General features: G+C 59.3%; 12 protein-coding genes. 8 read left to right on the top strand and 4 right to left on the bottom strand.

Annotated features, from left to right (window positions below):
* Nucleotides 1-57: 57 nt before the first annotated feature.
* Together ACTNA2_RS00510 and ACTNA2_RS00505 are read right to left on the bottom strand one after the other, a co-directional pair.
* On the bottom strand, nucleotides 58-1,800 hold the full coding sequence (locus ACTNA2_RS00510) for a DNA/RNA helicase domain-containing protein (protein ID WP_441048228.1): 1,743 nt from the start codon (nucleotides 1,798-1,800) through the stop codon (nucleotides 58-60).
* On the bottom strand, nucleotides 1,793-2,149 hold the full coding sequence (locus ACTNA2_RS00505; RefSeq protein ID WP_441048226.1) for a nucleotide pyrophosphohydrolase: 357 nt from the start codon (nucleotides 2,147-2,149) through the stop codon (nucleotides 1,793-1,795). Before ACTNA2_RS00505 ends, ACTNA2_RS00510 begins: the two co-directional genes overlap by 8 nt.
* Nucleotides 2,150-2,264: 115 nt before the next feature.
* Between ACTNA2_RS00505 and ACTNA2_RS00500 the strand changes: the two genes are divergently transcribed.
* The gene (locus ACTNA2_RS00500) at nucleotides 2,265-2,456 is read left to right on the top strand and encodes a hypothetical protein (protein WP_427727982.1); all 192 of its coding nucleotides are present in this window, start codon (nucleotides 2,265-2,267) and stop codon (nucleotides 2,454-2,456) included.
* Nucleotides 2,457-2,793: 337 nt separating this feature from the next.
* On the opposite strand, the gene ACTNA2_RS00495 is transcribed toward ACTNA2_RS00500, so the two are convergent.
* Nucleotides 2,794-4,395 (bottom strand): potassium/proton antiporter, encoded by a 1,602-nt coding sequence (locus tag ACTNA2_RS00495; RefSeq protein ID WP_441048225.1) that lies wholly within the window; start codon nucleotides 4,393-4,395, stop codon nucleotides 2,794-2,796.
* Nucleotides 4,396-4,719: 324 nt separating this feature from the next.
* On the opposite strand from ACTNA2_RS00495, the gene ACTNA2_RS00490 reads away from it, so the two are divergent.
* Nucleotides 4,720-5,559, top strand: a complete 840-nt coding sequence (locus ACTNA2_RS00490) for a metallophosphoesterase (RefSeq protein ID WP_441048224.1) — start codon at nucleotides 4,720-4,722, stop codon at nucleotides 5,557-5,559.
* A gap of 317 nt (nucleotides 5,560-5,876) precedes the next feature.
* Here ACTNA2_RS00490 and ACTNA2_RS00485 read toward each other — a convergent pair whose 3' ends face one another.
* Nucleotides 5,877-7,457, bottom strand: coding sequence for a lipopolysaccharide biosynthesis protein (locus tag ACTNA2_RS00485; protein ID WP_441048223.1), 1,581 nt, complete (start codon nucleotides 7,455-7,457; stop codon nucleotides 5,877-5,879).
* A gap of 177 nt (nucleotides 7,458-7,634) precedes the next feature.
* Between ACTNA2_RS00485 and ACTNA2_RS00480 the strand changes: the two genes are divergently transcribed.
* The 6 genes from ACTNA2_RS00480 to ACTNA2_RS00455 all read left to right on the top strand — a co-directional run bounded on the left by ACTNA2_RS00480 (nucleotide 7,635) and on the right by ACTNA2_RS00455 (nucleotide 14,185).
* Complete coding sequence (locus tag ACTNA2_RS00480) at nucleotides 7,635-9,206, top strand: L-lactate permease (RefSeq protein WP_441048222.1); 1,572 nt, start codon at nucleotides 7,635-7,637, stop codon at nucleotides 9,204-9,206.
* Nucleotides 9,207-9,467: 261 nt separating this feature from the next.
* Nucleotides 9,468-11,138 carry a phosphoenolpyruvate carboxykinase (ATP) gene (pckA, locus tag ACTNA2_RS00475; protein ID WP_427719537.1) on the top strand — a complete coding sequence of 557 codons (1,671 nt, stop codon included), beginning with the start codon at nucleotides 9,468-9,470 and terminating at the stop codon, nucleotides 11,136-11,138.
* 226 nt (nucleotides 11,139-11,364) lie between these two features.
* Nucleotides 11,365-12,084 (top strand): B3/B4 domain-containing protein, encoded by a 720-nt coding sequence (locus ACTNA2_RS00470; RefSeq protein WP_441048221.1) that lies wholly within the window; start codon nucleotides 11,365-11,367, stop codon nucleotides 12,082-12,084.
* Between the two features lie 163 nt (nucleotides 12,085-12,247).
* A complete protein-coding gene (locus ACTNA2_RS00465) occupies nucleotides 12,248-12,697 on the top strand; it encodes a MarR family winged helix-turn-helix transcriptional regulator (RefSeq protein ID WP_154515655.1) in 450 nt (149 codons plus the stop codon).
* Between the two features lie 119 nt (nucleotides 12,698-12,816).
* Nucleotides 12,817-13,671, top strand: a complete 855-nt coding sequence (locus ACTNA2_RS00460; RefSeq protein ID WP_441048219.1) for a DegV family protein — start codon at nucleotides 12,817-12,819, stop codon at nucleotides 13,669-13,671.
* A 193-nt stretch (nucleotides 13,672-13,864) separates the two neighbouring features.
* Entirely contained in the window at nucleotides 13,865-14,185 is a 321-nt protein-coding gene (locus tag ACTNA2_RS00455) for an MGMT family protein (protein WP_441048218.1), read from the top strand.
* Nucleotides 14,186-14,424: the final 239 nt, after the last annotated feature.

Genomic DNA, 14,424 nt, shown 5'->3' with positions numbered 1-14,424 from the left:
TTCCTAGGAGCTTCGCTGCTGCTTTCGTTGCTATTCATGTCATGTGTGGGCGCCAGCCTATATCACCGGGATATACCGCGACAAATACTCCTTGAGTGCGGGGTCGCACACATAGAGATACGTTCCCAGCATGCCACGCGTCATGAGGACATAGTAGGCGTTGACGATAATCTTCCGTAGCTCATCTTCGCTCGCCTTTTTCTTTGCGACAGCATCTTTGAAGTTCGCTTTGTTAACGCAGACGGCTCCTTTATCGGTGTCGTAGTAAATGTCTGGCCCCAGAATGACGAATCCGTAATTGAGGTCGTAGCCCTGCACCGTGTGGATGCATCCAACCTCGTTGACGGCGTTGGCAGAATTAACCCAATCCTTTTGGGTTGAGTTCCAACGTTTGGGAATGCCCTCGATGACGATGTCGAAAGCGTCTTTGTGTTTCTTCGTTTCCCACTTCCACGCAAAACCTGCCGTCATGCGGGATAGACCAACTTCTTCTTCCTTGGCTTGCTGCAGGGAACAGAAATCCTCAAATCGGTCGACGATTCCAAACTGGTATCTGGGGATATCGCTGTCCGGATCCCCGGCTCGCGAATCGTAAGGCTCCGATGAAAAGAGTTCGTTGAACTTCATGCCGGTATGCATAAACGCCTTGTTGTTGAGTAAGTCATAGACAAAATCGAGGTATTCGTCACCACCGCGTACGCGCATTTGTGTGCTTAGGCTGAACTCTTCAGTTTCAATGCCTGCTTCTTCGAGCTGATTGAGTCGCTGCTCAAGGCCGTCTCGATTGAGTCCGGATGCGCGAACCTGCTGTTTGGGGTCGTAGAACAGGTACGCCTTGTCACAGCATTTGAATATCCAGTCAACCTGGTTGCTCGTATGCGGAAGGCCGAGGCGATCGCAGGTGTTGTAAAAAGCCCCAATGCCGGCGCCCATGCTTAGATAATTACCTAGTCGATGTGCTTCGTCGACAAGCAGGATGTCATACCGATCGTTTTTGGTAACATCGCTGGGGCTCAAGATATCGCCAGGCTTTAACCCTGGAAGGAAGTGCGTGAGTTTCCTGAGGGTCTTCTTCAGGGAATCCATGGGGGTGACAAAACCGACTCGCAGGCCGGAAAGGTTGGGCTCATTTTTGATTTTGAACATGAGACTGATGGCGAGGATTGTTTTACCTGTTCCCGGTGCGCCATTCACGACGGTTATACGTTCTCTTTTTGAGCCGCCATGTTTTGCGTCTTCATGCTCCTGTTCGAGACGTTTAAAAATCGTCTCGATCGTTTCGTATTGGTCGGGCGTAAGCGTCTTGAAAGGTGAGAACTTGAACAGATCGGAGTTCTCGAGCTCTTCAATCGGATGAATCGCGTAGTTTTCTTCGCGAAGCTTTGTCCAGAGGTCTCGGAACTTCTGGCGATATTGAGGCCGCTCAAAATAATCGAATTGGGCATAGCCGTTGTTGGCATTGGTGACCTGGTATTTTTCGTCAGCACAGAACAGTTCGATGAGCCTGTTTTCAAACTCAAATGTCGCTGATTGATTGAATGTAGGGTTGTCGATCAGAAGTGTTCGATCGAAATCCTTGTCCACGTTTGCAGCGTGTTGTTTCATACGGCGCTGGTAGTTGGTTGTTTGGCCGATGTATGCCGTCTTGTTACTGCTGTTGGTAAGAATGTAAAGGACGGGCCAACTCTCGTCATGATGGGCTCCAGGCTTTGGCGTTCCAAAGTCCTGAAGTGATTCGCTTGTCTCAAAGGGCTGGGGCAGGGGAAGCGTGTATTGTCGAAGGGCGAACTCATTACTCATGATGGTCCGCCTTTCTGTATTCGTTAGATGATGCGTCGACAGGATAGCGCTCGCCATTGCGCTTGAGCTTGGACGAAAGCGCCGCTGCCAGGTCGATTTCATTTAAATCTGCGAAACGCAGAAGGAAAAGGAGCGTGTCGGCGACTTCGTCTTCGATGACTTGGCGCTGCTCGGTGTCTTCGAACATTTCTGCAATGCGCTCGTCGCTCATAAAACGAAAGAGCTGAAGGAGCTCGGAGGACTCAGTCGCCATGCCGATGGCAAGCTCTTTTGGCGTGTGATATTTGCGCCAGTCGCGTGCATCACAAAAGTCCCTGACTTGTTTCGTCATGACATCGAGTTTATCCATCGTCTGCAACCTCCCTGATGTTCATTGTTTTATTATGGCCGTATCTGGGATTTATTGCACATCATTTGGAGCGTACGGTTTGTTCGGTCGCGATTGTCCGGCAGGAGGTTTCACCATGAAGATCGAAGTTGATGTGGACCAACTGCGCGAGAGCCTGCTCGATCGCGCTGGGAGCGCGGCAGGCGTGGGCTTTCCTGCTGCCATGCTCGACGTAGTGGATATCGAGGACGAGTCGCCCCAAGAGCTCCTAGCCCGAGCCGAACGCGAAGGCCTCGACCTCCGCGACTTTGCCGTCGACGATGACTAGGAATGTGACAAGGGTAGCTAATTTGGGACGGTCGTCTGCGCCCGTCGCTGCGCGAAAATGCATGATAAGCCGTCCCAATGGAGTCTAATGAGCTCGCGACTGTTCTATTTTGATCGCACGCTGGCTAAGTGAGTAGACTTTATTGGAAATCCTGAGCACACGACTAATTTGCTTCAACAAACCCGCAGGTCACAGACTTGTGCTTTGGTGACGTGGTCGGCGATTCGACAAAAGTCTACTCACTTAGTTTTGAGAGGCGCTAATTGTCCGCAACGAGACCCCAGCCGGGGCGATTGATGCTCAAATGTAGCCAATTCGGGATGGCTGTCCCTTGCCGCTACGACGCCAGGGTGGCGATGACGGCTTCGTCGCCGGCGTATATGAGGGTGTTGCCGTCGGGGATGATCGTTTGGCCGTCGCGCTTGAGCATCACGACGATAAAGGGGTGCTTGCCTTGCGGCACATCGCGAAGACGCTGGCCGGCCAGGCGACCGTGGGGCGTCACGGTGACCTCGCGCAGTGTAACCTCGGCACGCTCTTCAAACGTTGGCGCGGCCATAACCAGCAGGTCACCTTCCTCGATGACGGTATCGCCGTTGGGCAGCACCGGGTGCGCGCCGCCGCGCAGTACCAGGACCACGAGCATATCTGTGGCGCTGCCAATGTCCGCGAGCGAGCGTCCGGCAAATGGATGGCCCGCGCCTACCTTGAGCTTAACGAACGACATGCCGTCCTCGTCGCGGTAATCGTTAAAGGTACGGCGCACGTCGCCTTCCGCGTCGATCATGTCGAGCTTTTTCGCCACTGCCGGCAGCAGCGATCCCTGCACCACTATGCTCGAAACGGCAATCACAAATACCAGGTCAAACAGGTCGTGACCGCCGGGAACACCGGCCACCACGGCAAAGAGGCTAAACACGACCGAAGCCGCGCCGCGCAGGCCCGCCCAGCTTACAAGTGCGACCTGGCGAGGATTGGACTTAAAGGGCGCCAGGAGCAGACCGACGGCGATGGGGCGGCTCACGAAGAGCATAAACGCCATGAGCGCCAGGCCGGGTAGCAGCATTTGCGGCAGGCGTGCGGGCGTCACGAGTAGGCCGAGCAAAAAGAAGATGGTCATTTCGGCCATCTCGGTAAGGGTGTCAAAGAAGTGCGCCATCTCGACCTTGCCGGTGATGTCGCTGGCGCCTAGCACAATGCCGGCAAGGTACACGGCTAAAAAGCCGTTGCCGCCTAGGTAGCTCGGCAGCGCGTAGGCGACGATCGCCACGGCGAACAAAAAGATGGTCTGCGCGCCCTCGGCTGTTGCGTGCGCGCGCTCGATCAGGCGGCCCGATGCCCAGCCGATGACAAGGCCCAGCCCCACGCCCAGGATGATCTGCTTGGCGAGCAGCACAGGGATGTTAATGTCGCCGCCCGCCGCGAGCGTGGCGAGTACCGCGGTGAGCATGTAAGCGACGGGGTCGTTGGAGCCCGATTCGACCTCGAGCAGCGAGTCAGTGCCACTTCTCAGCGACAGACTGTGCTCGCGCAGCACGCTAAAGACGCTCGCTGCGTCGGTCGACGCCACGACCGAGCCCAGCAGCAGACCGCCGATCCAGTCGAAGCCTAGCGCGAAGTGCGCAAAGGCGCCCGTGATGCCGGCGGTAATGACGACGCCGAGCGTGCTCAGCAGCACTGCGGGTACGGCGACAGGTTTGGCGCGGTCGATATTGGTGTTAAAGCCGCCGTAGAACATGATGAACAGCAGCGCCGTGCTGCAGACGGTTTCGGTGAGTGCGTAGTCGCTAAAGTCGATGTGCGCCGGCCCGTTGACGCCCAGCAGCATGCCCAGCGCGATGAAGATGAGCAGGGTGGGGAAGGGGAGCTTTTTGCCGACGGGTTTGATGGTCAGGCACAAAATGATGACGAGGCCTATAAAGAGAAGTATCTGGTTCATGGATAGTGTCCGCTCCTGGGAGGTTGGCGTGGCACGGTCAGTTATCTGCGGTTATATGTACCCAAAGATGGTGGGTTATGGAGGTGGATTGCGGGCGTGCGCATTTTCGACACGAGGCTGCGGCGTGTGCGAAGCTGGTCGGGAATCAGCTGTCGGCGGTGCACCGTGAACTGCGCGCGCGGGCGTGCGGCCGCTAACGACCGTTGGCGACGCGGGGCTCTTCCCAGCTTTATTGCAACGGAGTACAATGGGTAACGTTTAAGTTCAACTTGAAGTTTTAGTTGTGGCTCCGGGCTTCGGCCGTAATGCAGGGAAAGGCGTTCCATGGCGATCTATGTGACATCTGATGCTCACGGGCACGTGCGCGCGCTGGACGAGGCCCTTTCCAAGATCTCGCTAACGTCCGACGACACGCTGTATGTGCTGGGCGACATGATCGATCGCGGTCCCGATCCGGTCGGCGTCATTAACTTGGTGCGATCGCTGCCCAACGCTCGCGTGCTTAAGGGTAACCACGAGCAGATTATGCTCGACGCGATCATTGGCCAGGACCCGCTCGATGCCGAGACCTGGGATATCAACGGCGGTTGGACCACGCGCCAGCAGCTCAACGATATGGAGTTTGAGGCATACGAGGAGCTGGTGCGCTGGGCTGCTGCCCTGCCGCTCTATGCGGTGGCAGAGACTGCCGAGCGACCGTATCTGCTGGTGCACGCCGGCATTCAGACCGAGGCGGCGCGTGCGTTTTTGCTTGAGCATGGTGTCGATTGCGGTGACGGCAGGGGAGCGGTCGATGCCGATAGCGAGTTGCTGCAGCAAATGCTTGCCGTGCAGTCGTCCGATGACTTGCTGTGGATTCGCCATGGCTATTGGGATGCCCCGACGGGGCTGCTTTCTGCCGAGGGCAAAGGTCCGGTCGTGGTGAGCGGCCACACGCCCACGGTGTCGCTTGGACGTTATTGCGAGGTCGGCGGCCTGGCAGGGCTCGATGAGGAGTCGGGCCGCGGACAGATTGTGCGCCTGGGCGGTGAGGATACCGCCGGCGTTCCCGACCGCATCGACATCGACTGCGCCGCCGCCACCGGCTCCGAGTTCGGCCGTGTAGGCATTCTGCGCCTGGACGATGGTGCGGAGTTCTATGCAAACATTCTTCCTGGCGAGTAATCGGTGCAAAGGGTAGCTAATTTGGGACGGGGCTTTTTTGACTACTTTTGCCCTTCTGCCCATCAAATGATTTTTCTGGGGCGGGGATTACATAATCATTTGGCTGCCCGCTGGCTAAGTGAGTAGACTTTTTTGGAAATGCCGAGCACCCAACATATTTGCCTCAATAAAACCGCAGGTCACAGACTTGTGCTTTGTCGGTGTGGTCGGGGATTCGGTAAAAGTCTACTCACTTAGTTTTGCGTGATGCATATTGTCCGCAACAAGACCCCAGCCCGGGTAATTCCATCGCAAATTCCGGTGGCCGAGGCAGCTAATTAGACACCGTACGGGTTGCGGGCTCGTTCTATGCGCTGGCGAATGTGGGCGTACTCGACAATCAACAGCACCAGCAGTAGGGCCATGATAGCCAGGTAGCTCACGACGGCACCCATCAGCCCCAGTAGGTTGATGAGGATCATCGGGAGCACCACGCTCACGGCAAAGCAAATGAGGTAGATCTTGGTGACATCGCCGGCGTGGCGCAGCACTGTGATAATGGCGTAGATAAAATCGATGGCTGCGGTGATGCCGCCGGCGACGACCATCAGCAGCGCCAATGTGCGGTAGCGCTCAAAGTTGAGGCCGTACATAAAGCTCATAAGGGGAATGCCGGGGCCTGCCATAAACGCGGCGCATGCGCCAGTGAAACCCAAGATCAGCGCCATGACGGCGACAATAATTAAGTCAAAGCGGCGACGCTTGCGCGGGTTAGCCCAAATGCTCGACAAACGCAAGAGCTGCGGTTTATAGATAAAACCAACGCTCAGCAAAATGGCCTGCGCCGGAAAGAACAGGGCATTAAAATACAGCTGATATTTGTAGGCCAGCGTGCCTTCCATCACAAATTTGGGCATGCTCTCGATAAGGTTGAACAAAAAGAGCGCGCCAAAGAGCGGGGCGCACTGCGCAAAAAGGCGGCCGACTTCGCGTATGCTCACGCGACGCGATTTTTCGGTCTCGAGTAGGGCGAGTGGGGCGGTGACCAGCACAAGCGAGGCGATCGCTGTAACACCCATAGCCATGGCCGCGATGGGCATGCTGCGCGTAAGGAACAGCGCCACGCTAAAGACCGCGATGACGCCGGCGGAACGCAGCGTTTGGCTCATGCCGGCTAGGTAGAGCTTGTCGGCCTGCTGCAGACGGCCCTCGTACACGTCCGCCACGCCGTCGATTACCTTATACAGGTAGACGCCCAGGCCGATCGTCGCCATGTGCGCGTCGTAGCCGCGGGCGCTGCTGTACATGAGGCCGCAGCCTAGGGCGAGAGCTCCGCAAAGCCAGCGGTTGAGCTGGTAGGAGGCAAAGGACGTCTTCTCGTCGATGTCCGAGACCTGAAAATTGCGTACGCCGTAGTTGCACGCGATCATGATGAGCGTGCCGGTGACAAAGGCGATGGAGAACTTGCCGGCTTCTTCGGCGCCCACGAGTTGCGTGGACACGATAGTGAGCAGCGGAAACGCCATGCCCCACACGGCGGTGCCGAGGGTGTTCCAAAGGTAGTCGCGACGGGTGGCGTGCTCCTCGTATTCGGCTTCCTGCATGGAGAAACCGCCGCCGTAGACGGCGCCGAGCAGGCGGTTCCACCAGGCGTTGACCATACGGCGGACAGGACCGGGCTCGCGATCGCGCTCGCGCCGACGACGCGTGGCTTGGCCGCTATTTGGACCGCCGGCGTTGCGCTGACTCAGCTCCTGGATGCGCGCGAGCTCCTCGGCGGTGTGCGATGCGGGGAACAGGCCGTTCTCGATGCGTCCGCCCTGGGCCTTTGCGGTGCCGCCTCTCGATACAGCGGGGTTGGCGATGCCGTTGCGGCGGGCGATGGCGCGGCGGATGCTATCGAGGGGCGAGATGCTCAAGGCGGGTCCTTTCTATTGCTGCGTTCTAGCATAGACGCGACGGTGTCACTCATGTTTTTGAACGGATTGTTCAATTTTTTCGGGGGGCGGCAGTAAATTGTCGGTGAGCGTGCGGTATCCTGTTGAAGTTATGTGATACCACGATGCCGCCCGCGCGGTACCAAGGAGCTTCTACCTATGGACGTCGCCGCATTCTTGCTGGCTCTTGTGCCGATCATTTGGCTTGTCGTGATGCTGCTGTGCTTTAAATGGCCAGCTTGGAAAGCCGCCATCGGATCGTTTGTCCTTTCGTGCGTGCTTGCCTTCGCATGGTGGCACCTGCCGGCAGCGCAGATTGCGACCGCCTCGCTCGAAGGCTTTTTGATGGCCCTGTGGCCCATCGTTTTGGTAATCATCGCCGCGGTGTTCACGTATAACCTGTGCGTTCGCACGGGCGCCATGGACGTGATCGGCAGCATGATCACCTCCATCAGCAGCGATCGCCGTCTTCTGGCGCTGCTTGTGGCCTGGTGCTTTGGTGGCTTTATGGAGGGCATGGCCGGTTTTGGCACCGCCGTCGCTATTCCCGCCGGCATGCTCGCGGGCCTGGGCTTTGAGGCCGTGCCCGCCGTGCTCATCTGTCTGCTGGCCAACGGCGTGCCCACGCCCTACGGCTCCATTGGCATTCCCACGGTGTCCGTTGCCGGTCTGGTGGGCCTGGACCCGCTGCATTTGGCGACCGTTCAGATGGTGCAGTTGGCGCCTTTCTTTGTGATGATGCCGCTGTTTATCGTGCTGGTTGCGGGTCGTGTCGCCGATGACCAGGGTAATGTTGCGGGCGTTGCCGAGCGCCTGAACGGCGTGGCGGGCATCGCCGTGCTCTCCGGCGTGTCCTTTGCCGGTGCGGCTCTTGTCGTTGCTATGTTTGTGGGTCCCGAGCTTGCCGTCGTCGTCGGTTCCATCGTTTCGCTCGCGCTGACAGCTGCGCTTGCCATGCGTGCCGAGAAGTCGGGGCATCTGGACGCACGCTTCCACATGAATATCGAGGCCGGCGAGCAACTCACCGCTAAGTCGGCGCTTTCGGCTTGGTCGTGCTTCATCCTGATCTTTGTGCTGCTGTTGGGGACGTCTAACCTGGTGCCTGCCGTGCATGCTGCGCTCGCACCGTTTGCGAGCCAGGTGCAGGTGTATTGCGGCGAGAACCCCGGCACGCTCACGTTTTCGTGGATCAACACGCCGGGCGTCTGGATTTTCCTGGCGGCGTTTGTCGGCGGCGCCATTCAGGGTGCTTCGCCGCGCATGATGGGCAAGGTGCTGGCCGCGACCGTCAAGCAGATGATGCCGACGGTCATTACCATGCTTTCGGTTCTGGGCTGTGCCAAGGTTATGGGCTATGCGGGCATGATCTCTTCGATCAGCGCGTTTTGCATTGCGGTCGCCGGTGGCCTGTACCCGGTTCTGGCTCCGTGGATCGGCGCGGTCGGTGCATTCGTGACCGGTTCGGGCACGTCTTCTGGCATGCTGTTTGGTCCCATCCAGAGCCAGGCTGCCACCGCGCTGGGCGTGAGCGACTACTGGATGGTCGCGCTGAACGCGCTTGGCGTCGCCGCCGGCAAGATGATCTCGCCGCAGACGCTTGCCATCGGCCTGGCCGCTGTGCACGTGCGCGGCAAGGATGCCGAGCTCTTGGGCGCGGTCCTGCCCTACGCCGCCGGCATGCTGGTCCTTATGAGCGCCATCGCCATGCTCGGCCAAGGCTTGCCGCTATAGTTGGCACTTAGGGACGTCCCTAAGTGCCGGCATCCGGGGACACTCCTTGAATGTTGCCTGTTCAAGAGTGTCCCCAACGACTCGTCGTTTAAGAACGTCCCCAATGACTACCCAATGACTAGGCCGCTTGCCTGCGATTTTTGACCGTTGGGCGGGCTTGCCCCCCTTGCCACAAAAACGTTTTTGCATATCGGGTACAACGAACTTTACGTGAGTAAAGTGCGCGCCGCGCCCGCGTGACGCGCTTTTAAAGGAGGCCCCATGCCTGGTGTTACCCCTGCAGAAGTTCTGTCCAACTTTGGTATTACGCTGGTCGAAGATCCCGCCGAGAATCAGCCGCGTCTGCTGGTCGATCTACCTGCTGCGGAGCTCGTCGAGCACGCCATCCGCCGTGAAGAGGGCCGCATGGCATCCAACGGCGCGCTGGTAATCGAGACGGGGGAGCGCACCGGCCGTTCTCCCAACGACCGCTTTATCGTTGACACCCCCGATGTTCACGACAAGATCGCCTGGGGCGCCGTCAACCGCCCGCTTTCGATTGAGAGCTACGAGGCCATCAAGGCCGGCATCGTCGACTATCTCAACGAGCGCGACGTGTTCGTCACGCGTGGCATGGCGGGTGCCGACCGCAACCACACGCGTCGCCTGCTCGTTGCCTGCGAGCGCGCGAGCCAGGCGCTCTTCATTAAGCAGATGCTCGCCCGTCCGCTCGCTCGCGAAATTGCGCGCACCGGCGAGCCGGACTTTTGCGTGCTCGCGGCACCCGGGTACCAGTGCGACCCCGCCATCAAGGGCCTCAACTCCAGCGCCGCCGTGGTCATCAACTTCCAGGAGCGCGTGATTCTGGTTGCCGGCACCGGCTACTCCGGTGAGATTAAAAAGTCCATCTTCAGCGTCATGAATTACCTGCTGCCCGTCGAGGACGATGTGCTGCCCATGCATTGCTCGGCCAGCATGGATCCCGTCACGCACGAGACCGCCGTGTTCTTTGGCCTGTCCGGCACCGGCAAGACCACGCTTTCGGCCAATCCCACGCGCCTGCTGATCGGCGACGACGAGCACGGTTGGTCCGACATGGGCATCTTCAACATCGAGGGCGGCTGCTACGCCAAGTGCGAGGGCTTGGACGAGTTTCACGAGCCCGAGATCTTCAACGCCGTTCGCTTTGGCGCGATCTGCGAAAACGTGGTGCTCGACGAGAACCGCAAGCCCAACTACGATGACGTCTCGATCACGCACAACACGCGCGTTGCCTATCCCGTCGAGCATATCCCCAACGCGTGGACCAAGGGCATGGGCACCACCCCGAGCGTCGTGCTGTTTTTGACCTGCGATGCCTTTGGCGTGCTGCCGCCTATCTCGCGCCTGACGGCCGATGCCGCCATGTATCACTTTGTGACGGGCTTCACCGCCAAGATCCCCGGTACCGAGGTCGGCGTCACCGAGCCCACGCCTACGTTCTCCTCGCTGTTCGGAGAGCCGTTTATGCCGCTCGACCCCATGGTCTATGCCAAGATGCTCGGCGAGCGTATCGCCGACGGTCGCACCCGCGTCTATCTGCTCAACACCGGCTGGATTGGCGGCGGTTATGGCGTGGGCCATCGTATCGAGCTTGCCTACACGCGCGCCCTGGTCGCACGCGCCCTCGACGGTACCATCGAGGACAGCGAGTTCTTGCACGACGATATCTTTAATGTCGACATTCCCACCACGTGCCACGGTGTGCCGGACGGCATCCTGGTGCCGCGCCAGTACTGGCAGAGCACAGCGCGCTACGACGAGGCCGCGCACAACCTGGCGGTGATGTTCGAGGAGAACTTCGAGAAGAAGTACTCGCACCTGCCCGAGTCCGTCAAGGCCGCCGGCCCGCACGCTCAGGTGTCCGCCGAGGCCCGTCATCGCGGCCGCGGCCTACTGGGACTCCGCCACTAGCGTCGCCTCGAGTCCATATCCACCACAAAGAGGCAGGCGCCTTTGTGGTGGTTTTGCTCGTGTGGATGACTCGGGTTACAATGCGCCTGACATATCGTCTCCTTCTCCGGATGGGGACAGCGTAAGCGCTCTTGTGACGGCACCGTAGGACTTTGAAGGTGGCCGTTGTAAGGGCGCTTTTTGTTTAGGTGCCCTCGCTCGGGCGCGCACAATGAAGGGAGAGCGTATGAAGGGCTTTGTTGCCGAGGATTCATTTTGGGAGCTATTTCCACAGGCGGCGGTCGGCGTCGTGGTCGTAAAGGGCATGAAGCCCGCGGCTCAGATTCCCCAGGAGGACGTGGACGCGATTGCGGCGCTGCTCGATCGCGCCAATATCGATGCGGAGCGTCATCTGACAAGCGATACCATCAGCGAGAACGCGCCGGTCAAGGCATGGCGCGAGGCCTATCGCCTGTTCAAGACTAAAAAGGGCGCGCGTTGCTCAATCGAGAACCTGCTCAAGCGCGTGCTCAAGGGCAAGCCGGTCGGTCATATCACACCGGCGGTGGATATTTACAACACGGTGTCGCTGACCTACGCGCTGCCCGTGGGAGGCGAGGATTTGCACGCGATTGAGGGAGACCTTCGCTTGAAGGTGACCGACGGTGGCGATGCGTTCTTGCCGCTTGGCGAGGAGGCGGATGACCCGACGCTGCCCGGCGAGCTCGCCTACATCGATGATGCGGGTGCCGTGTGCCGCTGCTGGAACTGGCGCGACGGCGTTCGAACGGCTCTGTCCGACGATTCTGCCGATGCGTTCCTGGCGATTGAGTGTGTTGAGCCCGAGCGAATGGGGGACTGTCAGGCCGCGATCGATCGCTTAGCCGAGCTGCTTGAGCGCTATCTGGGAGCGACGGTTGTCGTTAAGACGCTTGTGACCCGCGATAACCCGCGCGTGGAACTCTAGCTCGGGCCAAACCACCACACAAACCACCACAAAGGTGCTATCCCCTTTGTGGTGGTTTTTATGTTGATGAGTTAACAATTGGGATATTTGGGTACGGGGGTTCGGGCATGCGGCTAAGATGTTTACCCGTTAGCATCATGCAAGCGAAAGGCGGTCGTCTCCCATGCAGCAGAACGACGAGACACGTTTTGAGGACTTTGTCGGACTGATTAGCGGGCTCTACAAGGAGATCCAGCGCATTAAGGCATCTGAGGGCGCAAGGCTGGGCCTTAAGGGTTCCGATATCATGTGCCTGTACTATCTTGAGCGCAGCAAGGACGGCCTGACTGGTGCCGACCTCGCCCGCATGGCAGGCGTGACCCGCGCTGCCGTCTCGCGCACGCTGGCGCATCTGGAAGAGGGCGGCTACGTCGAGGTCGACGATTCGGGCGATGCCGCCGTTAAGTATCGCGCCCCGGTTCGCCTGACCACGTTGGGCGGCGAGAGCATGAATGAGGCCGATCGCATTATTCGCGAGGTGCTCGACGCCACCGGCAAGGCCATGGGCGTGGAGCAGCGTGAGCAGATGTACGCGTCGCTGCGTACGATTCTCGACACCCTGCGCGAGCTGTAGGGCCGCCTAGGCATTTGCTTTCCACTAACAACTGCATCGTCCCGTTTGAGCGCGTATACCGTGCCGGGGCATTGCTGTCAAAATTCCCTGCGCGGGACCTGCGCAAGAAAGGATTCGCTATGTCCGTCCGCATTATTACCGATTCCGCAAGCGATATGTCGCCGGCGGAGCACCCGGCACTGGCTGTTTTGCCACTGTCCGTTACCTTTGGTACCGATGTGTACATGGATGGCGTCGACATCGATCACCAGCGCTTTTACGAGATGCTCGTGGAGCGCGATGAGCTGCCCAAGACCGGTCAGGTCAACCCGTACGCGTTTTCGCAGGCTATCGCCGAGGTTCGTGAAGCCGGCGATGAGGCCGTGATTATTACCGTGGGCGCTAAGCTTTCCGGCACCAATCAGAGTGCCCGTACCGCTCTTGCCGAGGCACCGGGCGGCGATGTGTTCGTGGTAGACAGCAACAACGTCACCCTGGGCGAGCGCGTACTGGTCGAGTATGCCCTGCGCTTGGTGGACGAGGGCCGTAGCGCGGCTCAGATCGCGGCGGCGGTCGAGGCCGTGCGCGACCGCGTGGTGGTTATCGGCCTGCTCGAGACGCTGGAGTACCTGGTGCGCGGCGGTCGCCTGTCTGCTGCGGCCGGCGCCGTGGGCACGCTGCTCAACGTAAAGCCCGTGGTGGCTGCCGAGGACGGTCTGATCGTGCAGCTGGGCAAGGCGCGCGGTTCCAAGAACGGTCGCAACCTGCTGAACCAAAAGGTCGAAAAGGCGGGCGGCGTCGACTTTTCCATGCCGCTGGCGCTCGGCTATACGGGCCTTTCGGATGCGGTGCTCAGGAAGTATATCGAGGACAGCGCCGCGCTGTGGGCTGGCCACACCGAGGGCGAGCTGCCCGTTCACACCATCGGCGCCACCATCGGCACCCATGTAGGCCCCGGTGCCGTAGCCGTAGCCTTCTTCCAGCCTGCCAACTAACCGACCTGCCAAAAAGGGACAGGTTTATTTTGGCAGGTTTTATCTGGGCAAACGCTACCTGCCATGCCATGTGATCCCTCGGCGATGACGGGGTTGCGGACCATCGGCCTCACGGAGGCCGCAAATGATCCGCAACCCTGCCGTCCCCGAGGGATCATTTGATTTATGCTGTTGCGGGCGGAAAGGAGCATCGATGGCGTCTGAGGGCTTTTTTGAGCGGGTGTACGAGGTAGTCGAGCAGATCCCTGAGGGGATGGTTGCCACGTACGGCCAGGTGGCGCTGCTCGCCGGCCGTCCACGAAGTGCGCGGTACGTGGGGTATGCCCTGCATAGCAATCCGCGCCCCGGCGAGATTCCCTGTCACCGCGTGGTGTTTGCCGATGGTCGCATTTGCGAGGGCTTTGCCTTTGGCGGCCCCGACGCTCAGCGCGAGCTCCTGCTGGGGGAGGGCGTGGTGTTTGCCGATCCCATGCACGTCGACTTGGCTGCCTGTCGTTGGCCGGCTGGGTTATAGCGACTCTGCCGTGGCCAAAACCACCACAAAGGTGCCTGTCCTCTTTGTGGCGGAACGCTGGCTCCATTGATGTTTCCCCAGATAAAACCTGCCAAAACAAACCTGTCCCTAATTGGCAGGTTTACAAAGGTTAACTTATGCAGAAGGTGTGGCGGCGCGGTTTGATACGGCAAAGTAAACAATGGTGAACTATATTGTATTCAGCAACGGAGCAGGCCGTAGGCGATGAAAAAGCCTGC

Origin of the sequence: Collinsella sp. HCP28S3_E9, from assembly GCF_052065455.1 — a bacterium.
Classification (GTDB): domain Bacteria; phylum Actinomycetota; class Coriobacteriia; order Coriobacteriales; family Coriobacteriaceae; genus Collinsella.
The sequence above is the reverse complement of the archived record's forward strand: the minus strand, read 5'-3'. Positions and strand labels throughout refer to the sequence as shown.